Origin of the sequence: Providencia sp. PROV252 (genome assembly GCF_033676005.1) — a bacterium.
Taxonomy (GTDB): Bacteria; Pseudomonadota; Gammaproteobacteria; order Enterobacterales; family Enterobacteriaceae; genus Providencia; species Providencia vermicola.
The window spans coordinates 707088-722907 of record NZ_CP096294.1; the positions used below are offsets into that span (position 1 = coordinate 707088).

12 protein-coding genes are annotated in these 15820 nt (G+C 44.1%); 7 read left to right on the plus strand and 5 right to left on the minus strand.

Annotated features, from left to right (window positions below; genetic code table 11):
* Positions 1-12: 12 nt before the first annotated feature.
* The 3 genes from M1F05_RS03050 to M1F05_RS03060 all read right to left on the minus strand — a co-directional run bounded on the left by M1F05_RS03050 (position 13) and on the right by M1F05_RS03060 (position 4410).
* Positions 13-2766 (minus strand): secretin and TonB N-terminal domain-containing protein, encoded by a 2754-nt coding sequence (locus M1F05_RS03050; protein WP_206084496.1) that lies wholly within the window; start codon positions 2764-2766, stop codon positions 13-15.
* 118 nt (positions 2767-2884) lie between these two features.
* Entirely contained in the window at positions 2885-3874 is a 990-nt protein-coding gene (locus M1F05_RS03055) for a FecR family protein (protein ID WP_206084497.1), read from the minus strand.
* Positions 3875-3876: 2 nt separating this feature from the next.
* Entirely contained in the window at positions 3877-4410 is a 534-nt protein-coding gene (locus M1F05_RS03060; protein ID WP_206084498.1) for an RNA polymerase sigma factor, read from the minus strand.
* Between the two features lie 200 nt (positions 4411-4610).
* Here M1F05_RS03060 and M1F05_RS03065 point away from each other — a divergent pair, with 200 nt between their 5' ends.
* Positions 4611-5393: an energy transducer TonB gene (locus M1F05_RS03065; protein WP_206084499.1), complete on the plus strand. Its 783-nt coding sequence runs from the start codon at positions 4611-4613 to the stop codon at positions 5391-5393.
* A 3-nt stretch (positions 5394-5396) separates the two neighbouring features.
* Here the strand turns inward: M1F05_RS03065 and M1F05_RS03070 are convergent, their stop codons facing one another.
* Positions 5397-6152, minus strand: coding sequence for an AhpA/YtjB family protein (locus M1F05_RS03070; RefSeq protein WP_206084500.1), 756 nt, complete (start codon positions 6150-6152; stop codon positions 5397-5399).
* A gap of 191 nt (positions 6153-6343) precedes the next feature.
* Between M1F05_RS03070 and serB the strand changes: the two genes are divergently transcribed.
* The 3 genes from serB to nadR all read left to right on the plus strand — a co-directional run bounded on the left by serB (position 6344) and on the right by nadR (position 10476).
* Positions 6344-7321 carry a phosphoserine phosphatase gene (gene serB / locus M1F05_RS03075; RefSeq protein ID WP_206084501.1) on the plus strand — a complete coding sequence of 326 codons (978 nt, stop codon included), beginning with the start codon at positions 6344-6346 and terminating at the stop codon, positions 7319-7321.
* A 509-nt stretch (positions 7322-7830) separates the two neighbouring features.
* Complete coding sequence (gene radA, locus M1F05_RS03080) at positions 7831-9216, plus strand: DNA repair protein RadA (protein ID WP_047756332.1); 1386 nt, start codon at positions 7831-7833, stop codon at positions 9214-9216.
* Between the two features lie 24 nt (positions 9217-9240).
* Entirely contained in the window at positions 9241-10476 is a 1236-nt protein-coding gene (nadR, locus tag M1F05_RS03085) for a multifunctional transcriptional regulator/nicotinamide-nucleotide adenylyltransferase/ribosylnicotinamide kinase NadR (RefSeq protein WP_206084502.1), read from the plus strand.
* A 193-nt stretch (positions 10477-10669) separates the two neighbouring features.
* On the opposite strand, the gene ettA is transcribed toward nadR, so the two are convergent.
* Positions 10670-12337 (minus strand): energy-dependent translational throttle protein EttA, encoded by a 1668-nt coding sequence (ettA, locus tag M1F05_RS03090; protein WP_206084503.1) that lies wholly within the window; start codon positions 12335-12337, stop codon positions 10670-10672.
* A gap of 301 nt (positions 12338-12638) precedes the next feature.
* On the opposite strand from ettA, the gene M1F05_RS03095 reads away from it, so the two are divergent.
* The 3 genes from M1F05_RS03095 (at position 12639) to sltY (ending at position 15403) form a co-directional block, all read left to right on the plus strand.
* Complete coding sequence (locus M1F05_RS03095) at positions 12639-12875, plus strand: type II toxin-antitoxin system RelE/ParE family toxin (RefSeq protein WP_241016853.1); 237 nt, start codon at positions 12639-12641, stop codon at positions 12873-12875.
* 10 nt (positions 12876-12885) lie between these two features.
* Positions 12886-13191 (plus strand): HigA family addiction module antitoxin, encoded by a 306-nt coding sequence (locus M1F05_RS03100; RefSeq protein ID WP_206084504.1) that lies wholly within the window; start codon positions 12886-12888, stop codon positions 13189-13191.
* Between the two features lie 298 nt (positions 13192-13489).
* Positions 13490-15403, plus strand: a complete 1914-nt coding sequence (sltY, locus tag M1F05_RS03105) for a murein transglycosylase (protein WP_206084505.1) — start codon at positions 13490-13492, stop codon at positions 15401-15403.
* Positions 15404-15820 lie beyond the last annotated feature (417 nt).

Here is a 15820-nt window from a genome sequence, read left to right on the forward strand (position 1 = left end):
ATTGCTGGTGGATTACAGGTCGTAATTCACTTGTAACCAGAACTGACGGCCCGGGTCATAGGATTTAATTACACGATCATCAAACATAAATCGGTCTGCAATATTTTTGTTATTCAGAACATTATTCACTTCAACTGAGAAGCCAAAACCGTGAGCGAATTCAGGCTTCCAGCCTAGGCGGGTATCCCACGTATACTTACTGGCAAACTTTTGTTTGCTGTATTTACGGATTTGTCCCACTTCAGGGTCGGTATAATAGTCATTGTCATAACGAACTGCTTGGTCACGAGCCCCCCACCATTGCAGGCGGTTATACCAAGTGACATCGTAATCATCCCAAACACTGGTTAACTCTAAATTAAGTTTGATTGGTGAGTTGAAACTGGTAGATGGTAGTTTGGATGCATCGATCACTTTGCCGTCATACCAAACTTTGTTTAGGTTGACTTTATTGGCTGGGTCGAATGAGTTATAGCCCGAATCTTTTGGCGTATTACTTTCACTTTGCTGCCAAGTAAAGGAGGCATTCATCACGTGAGAGGCTTGTGCCCATTCCCACGGTTGACTATTTTTTACGGATAATGTCACTGTATCGTGAGAACTACGACCACCATTATCATACATACGAATGCTACGTTTATTGGCATCCGTTGAATTGTATTTAGTACGAGTTCTGACTTCATCGTAACCTTCACGGTGTACATATTGTAGGCGCCATGTGGTTGACATCACTTCTTGTTGTAAGGCAAGTGTTAACTCATCGTTATAGGGAGTTTTAAGTGAATCAACACCCTCATAATCACGCTCATCAGTCCATTCATTGGTGTTAGGATCAATTCCACAGAACATATAACAGTTTTGCATTCCTGCATTTTGAGCACCATACAACGCATAGGTAAGCATTGAGCGGCCGTAGTAACGGTTAGACCCTGCAATTAGTAAGGTTTCATTATTGCCAAAAATATCATAAGTCCCAGTGATACGAGGGGCGATATTGGTACGATTAACGAAATCATCACGGTCAAGGCGAAGTCCTGGGCGCAGGTTTAATTTGCCATACTGTAAATTGTCATCTAAAAAAATTGCATAGCTGGTGTAATCAGCCGAGTGTGTACCAGATTGGAAGCGAGTGATATGATCAGCAGAACCAATCCATTGAATATTGTCTGCTGTGCCGATAAAACGATAGCGATAGTAATCTTTATCACGCTTATAAGTCCCTTTGGTATATGAAACCTCAGAACCTAATGTGGGTTGGTGTGTAATACCGAAACCATCTTCGATTGGGTTGAAGCGCATTACGGCTTTAGCAGTATGAATATTTTGTTTTGTTGTTAAGTCACCTTGCCCGCCACTGCGCAGTGATTGAGGGTTTTTCCAATCGCTGTAGTCTAAAAGTTCAACATAATCTTGTTGGTCATTTTTTCTATCATCTTCTAATGTTTGTGTGCTGGCAGTTAGTTCTAATTTACCGATGTCATAATCATGTTTGAATACACCGGTAAATCCAAGTCCATCATGAGTACTGTCATAACCTGAATTTAAGACAGAGCTAGCAAATAAATAACTGTTATACTTAGCATAATTGATAGATAGGTCTAATGAGCTATGCGGCGATAAATCCGCTGAATATTTTAGGAAAAAATTATCCGAATCTCTTTTTTGTTTGCGAGTTCCTTCAGGCGAATAAATCTCTTCCAATTCCCCTGAACTATTCAATGTCACGCCTGTTCCTCCGGTCACTGTCATTGGAATAGTCGAACTACGACGTGAGGCCGAGAACACAATACCTGAATTTTCACTCACCCCTAATTCAAACCAACCACCAAAGTCATTTTTATCGTAGCGGTTTTGGAAACGGGCTGGGTTGGCGGTATCATTCTTAGTAGTATCAATACCTTGCGTGGAGTCATGAAATAGATTATTCCAACCGGAGCGAGTTAAGCGGTAATAGGCATGGGCGCTATTTTCCCCTTGCCAGCGACGGCTATTCACCTCAACGGTACCCCCCGTAAAACCACCAAATTCGACAGGAATGTTGTTATCGTACACCGTCATACTGTCAATGAGACGGCTATCGATGTAAATCCCTTGGTCGCTGCTGCTTAAGCGGGTTGACGTTTCCCCTAAACCGTTATCAGCAGGGTCAAAGTCATTATTAAAACTCACACCATCAAGGCGATAGGCATTTTGGTAGCTACTTGAACCGTGGATCGACACGCGGGAAGGTTTGATTTCCCCTTGGTTCATGGAGTTGCTGTCGTTGTTGGCAAATTGCACCGCAGGGTTGGTTTTCATCAGGTCAGTAATGTTGCCATCACCTGTATTTTTTTGGCTGATTTCTTCGGCGGTAACATATTGCGGTGCTGACATCACATCGGTTGCAGGGTGATTCTGAACCACACCCGAGACTTGGGTTTCAGGTAAAACCAATGTGCCTTGGTTTAAATTTTGCTGGCGGATCACGAAAACGCCATTTTCACTGACAAGTTCTAACCCGCTACCGATAAGTATTTTTTGTAATGCGGTTTGTGCGGAGTAATTGCCAGACAATGCAGGTGCACGCAAGCCATTTAATTGGCTTTTATCGTACAATAGTTGGATTTGGCCTTGGCGGCTAATTTCTGCAACGGAGGTTGCGAGCGATTGTTCGGGTAGTGAGAATGCCAGCTCTTGTGCAGCTGCGGATTGGCAAACTATTGCGCTACCAACTGCCACAGCAAGGGCAAGCGGCTTTAACCGGCCTTGAGTAAACTGAATAGACATGGATATCCCTTATTCTTAAGCTGCACAAAAAGTGTGCGGAAAATAGTCAGTAAAAAAACGAACTACTTAAGAAGAGGGTGAAATGAGAATTATCCTCACCTGTAAATGAAAATATTTTTCATTTATTTTTTTTATTGTTGATAATCAAAATGTTATTTTTATCTTGATAGACAACTTGGACAGGTAATAGTGAAGGAAGGGCTTGAAAAAACAGATCTGGCTGACGGATATTGATACGCCCTGAGATTTTACTGTTTGCTAAAGTGGCAGGTGAAAGCTCAACATTAACAGCAGAATAGTTTTTGAGTTCAGCGAGTACTTCAGCAAGGGGTTTATCCACAAAAACCAATTCGCCAAAGCGCCAGCGCGCGACATCCTGCGCATCCACGTGTTGTCGGGTAATTTTGCTACTCGGGCTGGCACTGACCGCGCTATCGCCAGCGAGCAAAAAAACAGGGTGGGAGTTTTGCTCACTTTGGAAGCTCACAATGCCTTGGCTAACATTCACCGAAACCTGTTGTGCGGCCTTATTTACTTCAAACTCGGTACCAACAACCTGAATACGCCGTTGGTCAGTTTGAATAACAAAGGGGCGGTAAGGGTTTGATTTTACTTTGAAATACGCGTTGCCTTCATCAAGGTACAGGTTACGCACAGGCGTTTCATAGGCAACACGGACACGGGTATGGCGGTTGAGAAATAATTGAGAACCATCGGGTAATGTGACTTCTTTTGGAGTATCCATCGTCACTAATGTCATGTTATTCAATAACATGGAGGGTAAATGGCTGTAAGGTAAAAATAAAATAGCAGCGATAAAAAATGCGGCTAATGTATTACCCAGCGGCCGCCAGAGGCGAAAAAAAGGGCGTTTTTCACTTGCCTCTTTTTTAGCACTGGCAGGGCGAGGCATTGCATCAAAATCACGCCATACTGACGCCATTGCGTCATAGGCTTTTGCATGTTCAGAGGACGCCGCAAGCCATTGTTTAAATTGCGCGGTTTCCTGTTCACTGATGCGTTGGCTGTGCATTCGGGTAAACCAAAGTGCAGCCTCTTCATCAATGCGGTCTGTATCCTCTGATTCGTGCAAAGGCTCGTGTGTCATGACTATTTATTGCCCTGATTATCAAGGTGTTTTTTACAATGAACTAACGCCGCCGCAATGTGTTTTTCCACCATACTGATTGAAATTTCCATTCGCTCAGCGATTTCACTTTGCGATAACCCATCAAAACGATATAGCAAGAATGCTTCTCGCCGACGAGGAGGCAAAGTTTCAAGGGCTTCACTTAACCGTTGAATGCGTTGCTGATGTTCCAGTATTTCACTGGGATCAGCTTTGCGTTGCTCTAAACTGTGTTCATGCGCGATCTCATCAATGGCGGTTTCTGATTTGGTTTGGCGCAGGTTACGCCGCCAATGATCAATCAGCACATGATTTGCAATTTTAAACAGGTAAGCGCGGCTCTCTTTTACTGGTGTTTGTTCCTTGCGATTAAGCCATAGTGTAAACACATCCTGTGATAAATCATCAGCATCATTGCTGTTGTCTAGCCGATTGCGGAAAAACCGTACAAGTTGGCTATAAGTTGACTGATACGCACCGCTAATTTTGCGGGCAAGGGATTTATCGATGGTCATTTTACTGGTGTCAATGTTATCAAAGTGCGCAAATAACAGGATGGGAGCCCTAAATGCGCTGATGAATAATCCGCTCAGATTACTTTTTATTATGAATCAATATCTTATTTTAATTATTGTGTTTTTACTAATAATAATGAATATCATTTTTGTTTGTATTATGCCTATAATCTGCAAAAAATAAAGTCGTGAGGCAGAATATGAGCAGTATAACGGGCAAGTTAGAACGCCCGATTTTCCGTCCACTGGGCGGTTTGGCGTTGAGTTGTCTTTTCCATGGAACACTAGCAATTATTTTTATTGGATGGTTTACGTCTTCCATCCCCAAAACAGGCGTATTGCCACCCGCAATTTCTTTGCAACTCGGGGTTTATCAGCTAGAGCAACAAGCGGAGCCTGAGGTGAACCATGCGCCTAAACAGCAAGTGGTGACTCGCGAGGAAACCTTGCCAGAAGTGGTGGAAAAAGCGGAGAAATTGCCTGAAACTGCACTGGTGGATAATGGTACGTTAACGAAAGTGACGGAGAGAAAACGCCCACCAAAGAAAAAAATTCCTCAAGAGAAAAAAGTGTTTGAAGATGCCCCTGTGACGACCCAAGAGTCTGCAGTGACATCCGCACCCGCGTCAGGAAGTGAATCCAGCAGCAGTGCAAACTTTTCTAGCAATGCCTCGATGGCAGTGAGTGGTCACCAAGGGTGGCAAAGCGAAGTTCATCAACGTATTGCAAAAACAAAGCGTTACCCACGTGCAGCGCTGCGTTTTCGCTCAACAGGGGTTTCCCAAGTGAAAGTGGTGCTGGATAGCAAAGGGGAAGTTGTCACCGCGAGTTTGTTTAATTCGTCAGGCACAAAAATTTTAGATAAAGAAGCCATTGCAACAATTTCACGCGCGGCACCCTTTCCAGTACCGCCAGAAACTTTATTAGTTGATGGACGTGTGGAATTTATTGCTCCGATTGTATTTGATACAACCTCAATTTAAGCGTTATTTTTCCGATTGTGACGGCTTGCGCTTTGAGGCAGGCCGTTTTGGCCGATAAGGACGAGGCTCTTTTTTGCGCCGCAATCGGATTGGTTTTGCGCGAATAGCCGGCTCATCGCTTTGGTTATCTACTTCATTTTCTTCGTTATTTTCTTCAGTATTTACCACTAACGGTGGTGGCTGTTTGTGGCCTTTCTTTTTCTTCAATTTCAGTAAGGTATTGGCCAAAACAAAACCTATGCACAGCGCGAATAAAATAAAAATGCGTAATACGTTGGTGCTGTTATCTGCTTGCTGAATTTCCGCTGCTAGCAATTCGGTATCAATTGTCAGGCGTAAGTAGCCTTTCGGTTCTTTCGCGCCTTGAATAGGGACAACAAGTTGATATTGAAAGTTTTGCAGCGAAGAATTATTGTCAATGGCAAGGCGTTCTTTGACTGTTGTTGGTTCTCCAACTTGAGTGACCAATGTCCCACTCGCGGTGTAGATACTCGCATCTAAAATATAGCGGTCTTTTGCCACATTATTTAAATTGGCATTAATTCGTTCCAAATTAAAATCTTTGCTGCCAGGAACAATATAATCAGATAAGCTGAAAGCAACCTGTTCAGCAAGAACATAAGTCAATTGTTTAAATTGCTCGATTCGGCTTTGATTTTGGCTATAACCTAAATAGGAAATGCCGTGCATCAGTAAAGTTACCAGCGCAACGCAGATAACGATAATGACAGTTTTATGTAGCCTGAAGGTGCGTTTCATTGCTTTATTGGTGCTCTCGACTTATTTTGAGTATAAAGATAGCCTTATACTCAAGTAATAGGGGTTTATATTTCGTTTTCGCAGTAAAAACGTAAGGTTATAAAGCCTTAAAGTTTAGTATAGTGGCTTCGTTCGGCTACTCGCAACACATCATTATAAAAAAGTTATTTCGATTACAGGAGCGCATTTTCATGTCAACGAGTTTGACCTATTGTTACCTACCCGACGAAATCCAAAAATGGCCTGGTCTGCCCCTTTCTTTAAGTGGGGAAGAAGTGATGCCCCTTGATTATCGTGCTGGTGACAGTGGGTGGTTGCTCTATGGTCGCGGTTTAGATAAAGCGAGGATCAGTAATTTCCAACAACGTCTGGGAATTGCGATTGTGATTGTGTCTTCATGGCGCATTGATGACTACCAAGTTGTTAGGATTGCAGGCAGCATCACGCCAAGAATTAAAAAGCTCGCTGATGAATGTCAACTAGACGTGGTGCCATTAGGGCAAATCCCGCGCTTACGTTCGCCGGGGATTTTGTTGATGGATATGGACTCCACCGCAATTCAAATCGAATGCATTGATGAAATCGCCCGCTTAGCAGGGGTGGGTGAGCAAGTGGCCGAAGTCACTGAGCGAGCAATGCAAGGGGAGCTGGATTTTACCGAAAGCCTACGTGCCCGTGTCGCATTATTGGAAGGCGCAGATGCAGCTATCTTAGATAAAGTCTTAGAAACACTGCCATTAATGCCGGGGTTAACGAACCTTGTTCGTAAGCTACAAGCGATGAACTGGCATATTGCAATTGCCTCAGGCGGTTTTACGTTTTTCGCCGACAACCTAAAACAAAAACTCAAATTAGTGGCGGCTGTAGCGAACCAGCTTGAAGTGAAAAATGGTAAGCTAACAGGGAAAGTTAAAGGGCCGATTGTTGATGCAAAATATAAAGCGCAAACCCTAGTAAAACTGGCGGAAAAACTCGAGATCCCAATAGAGCAAACCGTGGCGATCGGCGATGGTGCCAATGACCTAAAAATGATCCGTAAGGCAGGTCTGGGAATAGCATATCATGCGAAACCAAAGGTGTATGCGAGAGCAAAAGTGGCGATTCGTCATGCGGATCTCATGGGGGTGTTGTGTGTACTCAGTGGGGGCCTGAAGCACGAGGAACGCTAATATTCTTCATGGTTTGCGCTGTAGCGGTGTTGGCTGCGCTCGCTAACCCTAGTCACATACTGGTGTATGCTCCTAGGGCTTAGCTTCACTTGCCGCCTTGCTACAACACAATCCATTTTGAATATTATGAGATTAATTTAACGCTAAATTAATAGATAAAAGAGTTTGCTGTAGCGGTGTTGGCTTCACTCGGCTGCTTGGCTCACATACTTGTGTATGCTCCCCAAGACATCCTCCTTTGCCGCCTAGCCACAACACGAACTATTTTGAATATTAGTTTTAAATTAATTTATAAGAAGAATCTGCTGTGGCGATGTTGGCTTCACTCAGCTGCTTGGGTCACATACTGGTGTATGTTCCTAGGGCTTAGCTTCACTTGCCGCCTTGCTACAACACAATCCATTTTGAATATTAAGCTAATTTAATTTTCGAGATTTCAAGACTCAAGAACATTAGAACATTGTGGTTCATCGGTTGTAAAACAGCATAATTTTAACGAGGAGTTTGGTGTGGCGAAAGGGGTAAAAAGGGCGTTTGTCTGTAATGAATGCGGGGCAGATTATCCGCGTTGGCAGGGGCAATGCAGTGCTTGCCATGCATGGAATACGATTACGGAAGTGCGTCTTGCCTCAACAAACTCGGCTTCACGTAATGACCGGTTAACGGGGTATGCGGGGAATGCGGCTGGGGTGAGTAAAGTTCAGAAACTCTCTGATATCAGCCTTGAAGAATTGCCTCGCTTTACGACAGGTTTTAAAGAGTTTGACCGTGTATTGGGCGGTGGAGTTGTGCCAGGAAGTGCTATTCTGATCGGCGGAAATCCAGGGGCGGGTAAAAGTACCTTGTTGCTGCAAACCATGTGTTTGTTATCTCGTGAAATGAAAACCCTGTATGTTACGGGGGAAGAGTCATTGCAACAGGTGGCGATGCGCGCACACCGATTAGGTTTGCCGACAGACTCGCTCAATATGCTCTCTGAGACCAGCATCGAACAAATTTGTTTAACCGCAGAGCAAGAACAGCCTAAATTAATGGTGATTGACTCCATCCAGGTGATGCATATGGCGGATATCCAATCGTCACCAGGCAGTGTTGCGCAAGTCCGTGAAACTGCTGCCTATTTAACGCGGTTTGCCAAAACCCGCGGTGTCGCCATCATTATGGTAGGTCACGTGACCAAAGACGGCTCACTGGCAGGGCCTAAAGTGCTTGAACACTGTATTGACTGCTCGATTATGTTAGATGGTGATGCCGATAACCGTTTCCGTACCTTGCGTAGCCATAAAAACCGTTTTGGGGCAGTGAACGAATTAGGGGTGTTTGCTATGACAGAGCAAGGCCTCAAAGAAGTGAGCAATCCCTCCGCGATTTTCTTAAGTCGCGGCGATGAAATTACGTCTGGGAGTTCCGTGATGGTGGTGTGGGAAGGGACACGCCCACTGCTGGTGGAAATCCAAGCGCTGGTCGATCACTCAATGATGTCGAACCCACGTCGTGTAGCTGTTGGCTTAGAGCAAAACCGTTTAGCCATTTTATTGGCGGTGCTGCACCGTCACGGTGGCTTGCAAATGTCGGATCAAGACGTGTTTGTGAATGTAGTAGGGGGCGTAAAAGTGACTGAAACCAGTGCTGATCTCGCTTTGCTATTGTCTCTTGTATCCAGTTTCCGTGACAGGCCATTACCGCGCGACCTTGTTGTTTTTGGCGAAGTCGGGTTGGCGGGTGAAATTCGCCCAGTACCAAGTGGGCAAGAGCGTATTTCAGAGGCGGCAAAACACGGTTTTAAACGCGCTATTGTTCCCCATGCCAATATGCCGAAAAAATCACCACCAGATATGAAAGTGTATGGGGTGAAGAAATTAGCGGATGCATTAAGTATTTTGGATGAGCTATAACGCTTAGAGCAAAAAGGAAAAACCATGGCTGAATTTGACTATCTAAAAAACGCGATCAAAAGAGCGGGCTATACGCTTCAACAGGTTGCGGATGCGACAGATATGACCAAAGGCTATCTCAGCCAGTTGATTAACGACAAAATTAAGAGCCCAAGCGCCCAAAAAATCGCTGCGCTTCATCGCTTTCTTGGATTGGAATTCCCCAATCAGCAAAAAACGATTGGTGTGGTTTTTGGTAAATTTTACCCGCTACATACGGGGCATATCTATCTTATTCAGCGGGCGTGTAGCCAAGTGGATGAATTGCACATTATTTTGTGCCATGATGAACCTCGTGATAAAGAGCTGTTCGTCAATAGCTCCATGTCCCAACAACCCACGGTGAGCGACAGATTGCGTTGGTTGCTACAAACCTTTAAATATCAAAAAAATATTCATATTCATTCGTTTGATGAGCAAGGTATTGAGCCTTATCCACACGGTTGGGAAGTGTGGAGCGATGGAATGAAAGGCTTTTTGAAAAAGCACAATATTAATCCGAGATATATTTATTCTGGGGAAGCCAATGATACTCTGCGGTACAAGAAACACTTAGGTGTCGAAACTATTTTAATTGACCCTGAACGTACTTTTATGAATATCAGCGGCAACCAAATTCGCCAAGCACCTTTTCGTTATTGGGAATATATCCCAACGGAAGTTAAACCCTTCTTTGTTCGTAAAGTCGCTATTCTTGGTGGTGAATCCAGTGGAAAATCGACGTTAGTCAATAAGTTAGCTAATATTTTCAATACCTCCAGTGCATGGGAATATGGTCGTGACTATGTGTTTAGCCACTTAGGTGGTGATGAGATGGCATTGCAATATTCGGACTACGACAAAATTGCATTGGGGCATGCACAGTACATTGATTTCGCAGTGAAATATGCCAATAAAGTCGCATTTATTGATACCGACTTCGTCACGACTCAAGCCTTTTGTTTACGCTATGAAGGTAAAGAGCACCCATTTGTTCAGGCATTGATAGACGAATACCGATTCGATTTGGTAATAGTTTTAGAGAATAACACCCCTTGGGTGGCAGATGGTTTAAGAAGCTTGGGCAGTGATAAAGACCGAAAAGCTTTTCAAAACCTACTGATTGAAATGCTTAAGAAAAATAATATTGAATTTGTGCGGGTGGAATCCTCAGATTACGATACACGCTTCTTGGAGTGTGTCACCCTCGTTCAGCAGTTATTGATGCTAGATGACTTATAAAATTATCCAATAAAAACGGCATCATTAGGTGCTAATTTTATTTTACTAACACTCTATTACTCCATCTATCCCTTAAATAATTTGGATTATAGGTAGGCGGCAAGGGAGTGAGTCCCTAGGAGCATACATTAGTATGTGACTAGGGCTCACGAGCGCAGCCAACACCGCTATAATCCGAAATTATGACAGGGATTTATTTGGTCATACGTTTATACTTCATCCTGTGCGGCTGCAATGCTTCTGCACCTAACGTCCGCTTCTTGTAATCTTCATACTCAGAGAAGTTACCTTCGAAGAACGTAATATTACCTTCATCTTGATAATCAATGATATGCGTAGCGATACGGTCAAGGAACCAACGGTCATGGGAAATAACCATTGCACAACCAGGGAACTCTAACAGCGCATTTTCTAATGCACGTAAAGTTTCTACGTCGAGGTCGTTGGTTGGTTCATCGAGTAACAGCACGTTGCCGCCCACTTGCAGCAGTTTTGCTAAGTGTAAACGACCGCGTTCACCACCGGATAATTCGCCAACACGTTTACCTTGGTCAACGCCTTTAAAGTTAAATCGGCCAACGTAAGCACGGCTTGGGATCTCGAAATTGCCGATGCGCATGATGTCTTGTCCGTTGGAAATTTCTTCCCACACGGTTTTGCTGTCATCCATTGAGTCACGGAATTGGTCAACAGACGCGATTTTTACCGTCTCACCCAAGGTGATCGAGCCTGAGTCTGGTTGCTCTTGGCCTGAAATCATACGGAACAGCGTGGATTTACCCGCACCGTTTGGACCGATGATCCCAACAATGGCTCCTTTAGGAATGGAGAAATTCAGGTTATCGATTAATACGCGGTCGCCATAAGATTTGCTTAGGTTTTCAACTTCGATCACTTTGTCACCTAAACGTGGCCCAGGTGGAATAAAGAGCTCGCTTGTTTCATTACGTTTTTGATATTCAACGTTATTAAGTTCTTCAAAGCGAGCAAGGCGTGCCTTACCTTTCGATTGACGGCCTTTTGGATTTTGGCGGATCCACTCAAGTTCTTTCTCGATAGACTTACGGCGAGCGGCTTCAGTTGATGCTTCTTGCGCCAAACGTTCATCTTTTTGCTCAAGCCAAGAGGAGTAGTTACCTTCCCATGGAATACCTTCACCACGGTCAAGTTCGAGGATCCAACCTGCAACGTTATCTAAGAAATAGCGGTCATGCGTGATGGCGACAACGGTGCCTTCGTAGTCATGTAAGAAGCGCTCTAACCACGCAACGGATTCGGCATCCAAGTGGTTGGTTGGCTCATCGAGCAGCAGCATGTCTGGTTTTTCCAGCAGTAGGCGGCAAATTGCCACACGGCGGCGTTCCCCCCCAGAGAGGTTTTCGATTTTTGCATCCCAAGCTGGCAGGCGCAGCGCATCAGCAGCACGCTCCAGTTGGTTATCTAAATTGTGGCCATCTTGTGCTGAAATAATCGCTTCTAACTCGCCTTGTTCTTTGGCCAGTTTATCAAAATCAGCACCTTCTTCAGCGTAGGCGGCATACACTTCGTCTAAACGCGTTAATGCACGTTTAACTTCGCCAACAGCCTCTTCCACCGCTTCACGCACAGTGTGCTCAAGGTTCAGTTTTGGTTCTTGTGGCAGGTAGCCGATTTTTAAACCAGGTTGCGGACGTGCTTCACCTTCGATATCGGTATCAATACCCGCCATGATGCGCAGTAATGTTGATTTACCTGCACCGTTGAGACCTAAAACACCGATCTTAGCCCCCGGGAAGAAGCTCAGAGAGATATTTTTTAAAATATGACGTTTCGGTGGAACAATTTTTCCAACCCGATACATACTATAAACGAATTGAGCCAAGTTATTTACCTTTTGTTTTATAAAGGGAATTTTAATTTTATGCTGTTTTCTGTACGTCAGGGGAAAATGCCCTAAAAGACAGAGAAAAACCGCGATAAATTGTTTGTCCTGAACTATACCTGAACATCAGAGGATCATCCATCCCTCCTGGTTATCTGATGAGAGATAGGCAGATAACAGCGGTGTTTTATTTTTAAACACTTACTTTTTTAACTCTGACTGCATAGTGAGTCGATACGCTATACAGGGAGTGAATTGCGATAAAAAGTTTTATGCACAAAGGAATAGAGCGTTTTTTAGGATGGTAATTACCTCAGGTATTCAAGCGAAACATATTACAAAATTATGGATACCGCTTACTGCGTTAAATACGACCAAAAGGCCACAAGATATGTCTGCACCTAGTTGGAAACTACATCAGTTAAAAGATGCTGATTTGCAAAGTCATTGGTCAATATCCGTCAATGGAAATTGGCGATTAACGTTTAAATTTGAGGGTGAAGATGCCATCCTCGTTGATTATCAAGATTATCATTAAGGTGAAAATCATGAATAAAATGCATAACCCTGTACACCCTGGTATTGTGCTGCGTGAGTATTTAGAGGTAATTTCAGTGACAGACGCTGCGAAAGGGCTGGGTGTCACACGTGCAACATTGTCGCGTATTCTTAATGGTAGCAGTGGCGTTTCAGCAGATATGGCGATCCGCTTGGAAATGACATTAGGAACCAGTGCAAAGATGTGGGTAGAAATGCAGGCTCAATATGAACTTTGGCAAGCTTCTTTGGAAGAACGCCCCGCAATTAAACCGTTATTTCCGAGGAGCAAAGACTTTAAATCATTTATGGGCTGACTGATACGTAAAAGACTGTAAAGTCGATAAATTCAAGAACTCTCCGCTGTTACTAAATAAAAACTTTCGGTAGCATTCACAGTATTGATATATGTTTAATATACCCGTAATCCTTCAAGTTGCAGCGCTTTTCGTTGAGGTATAAGTGACAGCGCTCAGTTAGCAGAGTCACATAGTTTATCTATGCTCCTCGCCTATCTTCGCTTGTCGCCTACCTGCAACTCGAATTATTTGGGGTATATATAGGTTAAGGTTTCTCCTGTATTTTGACTTTAGTTTAGCGATGGAGCGAGAGGATATGAAACGTTGGTTAGCGGCAGTTCCAGTAACAATGATGCTGGTTTCTAGCACCGTATGGGCAGATTCCCTACAGTCACAGCGGGAGCGGTATCAAGCGATTAAAACCGCTTGGGATGCAAATAAAATGGATGAAGTGGAGCGCTTATTGCCGACGTTGCATGATTATCCTCTTTATCCCTATTTGGCTTACCGTGAGTTGACGCAAGATCTTGATATTGTTTCACCTCGTCAAGTTCAAGAGTTTATTAATGCCTATCCAACGCTACCTGTTGCTAAGAATTTAAAAACGCGTTTTGTCAATGAACTTGCCCGTCGCCAAGAGTGGAAATCATTGCTTGAATTTAGTCCTGAGGCACCAAAACCTGCCGAAGCACAATGTAATTTCTATTTTGCTAACTGGGCGGTTGGGAACAAACAAGTGGCTTGGCAAGGCGCTGAAAAAGCGTGGTTAAATGGCCATTCAATGCCCACTGCCTGCGATAAACTATTTAACGAATGGGAAAAAGCAGGCTATTTAAGTGCTGAAATGGTGCTGGAGCGTATTAATCTGGCGATTAAAGAAGGGAACCCGTCGATTGCCAGTTATTTAGCAAAACGTCTACCGCCGAGTTATAAAACCATTGGTGATGCGTTGATTAAATTGCAAAATGAGCCAGCTTCGGTGGTTTCGTTTGCAAACACTGTCACCCCAACGGATTTTACTCGCCAAGCAACCATTGCGGCATTTAACCGTTATGCTCGCCAATCGCCAGATGCTGCTCGCTCCGTATTAAGCAGCGTAAGCTCTGCGCAAAAAATGAATATGGCTGAAAGCCAGCAGCTAAAAGACAGCATTGCATGGCAGTACATGGGGGATGTGACTCCTGAACAAGCGCAGTGGCGTGATGAAACTATTCAGGAAACGAACTCAGCTTCGTTAAAAGAGCGCCGTGTTCGTCTTGCGTTAGGGCAAGGGGATAAAATGGGTGTCGCTTCATGGTTAAGGCAGCTTCCAGCGGAAGTGAAAAACAAAGAAGAATGGCAATATTGGCAGGCGATTACGCTAATTGATGCAGGGAAAAAAGCGGAAGGCGAAACGCTGCTTCGCCAGCTAACTGAAAAACGTGGTTTCTACCCGATGGTTGCCGCACAAGTGTTAGAGATTGATTACCCTGTGTTAGTCAAAAGCGCGGTGAAGCCTGATGCGAGCATCAGTCAGCTCCCTGAAGTCCAACGTGTGCGAGAGCTAATGTATTGGGAAATGGATAATTTAGCGCGCTCAGAATGGGCAAGCTTGGTGGCATCCCGCCCAGCTAATCAACAAGAACAGTTGGCCCGTTATGCGTTCGATAATAAATGGGCGGATCTCAGCGTGCAAGCGACGATCACGGCAAAACTGTGGGATCACCTTGAAGAGCGCTTCCCATTGGCGTGGGATAAAGAATTTAATCTGTATACCAAATCAAAAGACATACAAAAAAGTTATGCGATGGCGATCGCCCGCCAAGAAAGTGCTTGGAACCCGCAAGCACGTTCGCCTGTTGGTGCGACAGGTTTGATGCAGTTAATGCCAGCAACCGCAAAACATACGGCACAGAAGCAAGGCATTGATTATGTGAATACTAGCCAGCTAACTAACCCAACGATGAACATCGAGCTGGGGACGGCTTATCTGGAAGATGTGTATCAGCAATTTGGTAACAACCGTATCTTAGCCAGTGCAGCCTATAACGCAGGCCCATCACGAGTGACACGTTGGCTAGGAAACAGCGGTGGTCGCATCGATGCCGTGGCATTTGTTGAGAGTATTCCATTCTCGGAAACTCGCGGGTACGTGAAAAATGTGCTGTCGTATGATTTATTTTATCGCCATTTTATGGGGCAAAAGAATAGTAAGGTTCTTATGCCTAACGAATGGAATATGAAATACTAAAAATACTCTTCATATTTCGAATTGTAGGGGTGTTGGCTTCATGTGTTAGCCCTAGTCACATACTTTTGTATGCTCCTAGGGCCTAACACATTTTGCCGCCTACCTACAATCCGAACTATTTTGAGTATTAAGACTTGTCATATTTCGAATGATAGGGGGTTGGCTTCATGTGTTAGCCTAGTCACATACTTTTGTATGCTCCTAGGGCCTAACACATTTTGCCGCCTACCTACAATCCGAACTATTTTGAGTATTAAGACTTGTCATATTTCGAATGATAGGGGGTTGGCTTCATGTGTTAGCCTAGTCACATACTTTTGTATGCTCCTAGGGTCTAACGCATTTTGCCGCCTACCTACAATCCGAACTATTTTGAGTATTAAGACTTGTCATATTTCGAATGATAGGGGGTTGGCT

What these genes read in the sequence shown, in the direction of transcription:
- M1F05_RS03050 (WP_206084496.1), bottom strand. Translation starts at nt 2,766, where the DNA reads ATGTCTATTCAGTTTACTCAAGGCCGGTTAAAGCCGCTTGCCCTTGCT.
- M1F05_RS03055 (WP_206084497.1), bottom strand. Translation starts at nt 3,874, where the DNA reads ATGACACACGAGCCTTTGCACGAATCAGAGGATACAGACCGCATTGAT.
- M1F05_RS03060 (WP_206084498.1), bottom strand. Translation starts at nt 4,410, where the DNA reads ATGACCATCGATAAATCCCTTGCCCGCAAAATTAGCGGTGCGTATCAG.
- M1F05_RS03065 (WP_206084499.1), top strand. Translation starts at nt 4,611, where the DNA reads ATGAGCAGTATAACGGGCAAGTTAGAACGCCCGATTTTCCGTCCACTG.
- M1F05_RS03070 (WP_206084500.1), bottom strand. Translation starts at nt 6,152, where the DNA reads ATGAAACGCACCTTCAGGCTACATAAAACTGTCATTATCGTTATCTGC.
- serB (WP_206084501.1), top strand. Translation starts at nt 6,344, where the DNA reads ATGTCAACGAGTTTGACCTATTGTTACCTACCCGACGAAATCCAAAAA.
- nadR (WP_206084502.1), top strand. Translation starts at nt 9,241, where the DNA reads ATGGCTGAATTTGACTATCTAAAAAACGCGATCAAAAGAGCGGGCTAT.
- M1F05_RS03095 (WP_241016853.1), top strand. Translation starts at nt 12,639, where the DNA reads ATGGTAATTACCTCAGGTATTCAAGCGAAACATATTACAAAATTATGG.
- M1F05_RS03100 (WP_206084504.1), top strand. Translation starts at nt 12,886, where the DNA reads ATGAATAAAATGCATAACCCTGTACACCCTGGTATTGTGCTGCGTGAG.
- sltY (WP_206084505.1), top strand. Translation starts at nt 13,490, where the DNA reads ATGAAACGTTGGTTAGCGGCAGTTCCAGTAACAATGATGCTGGTTTCT.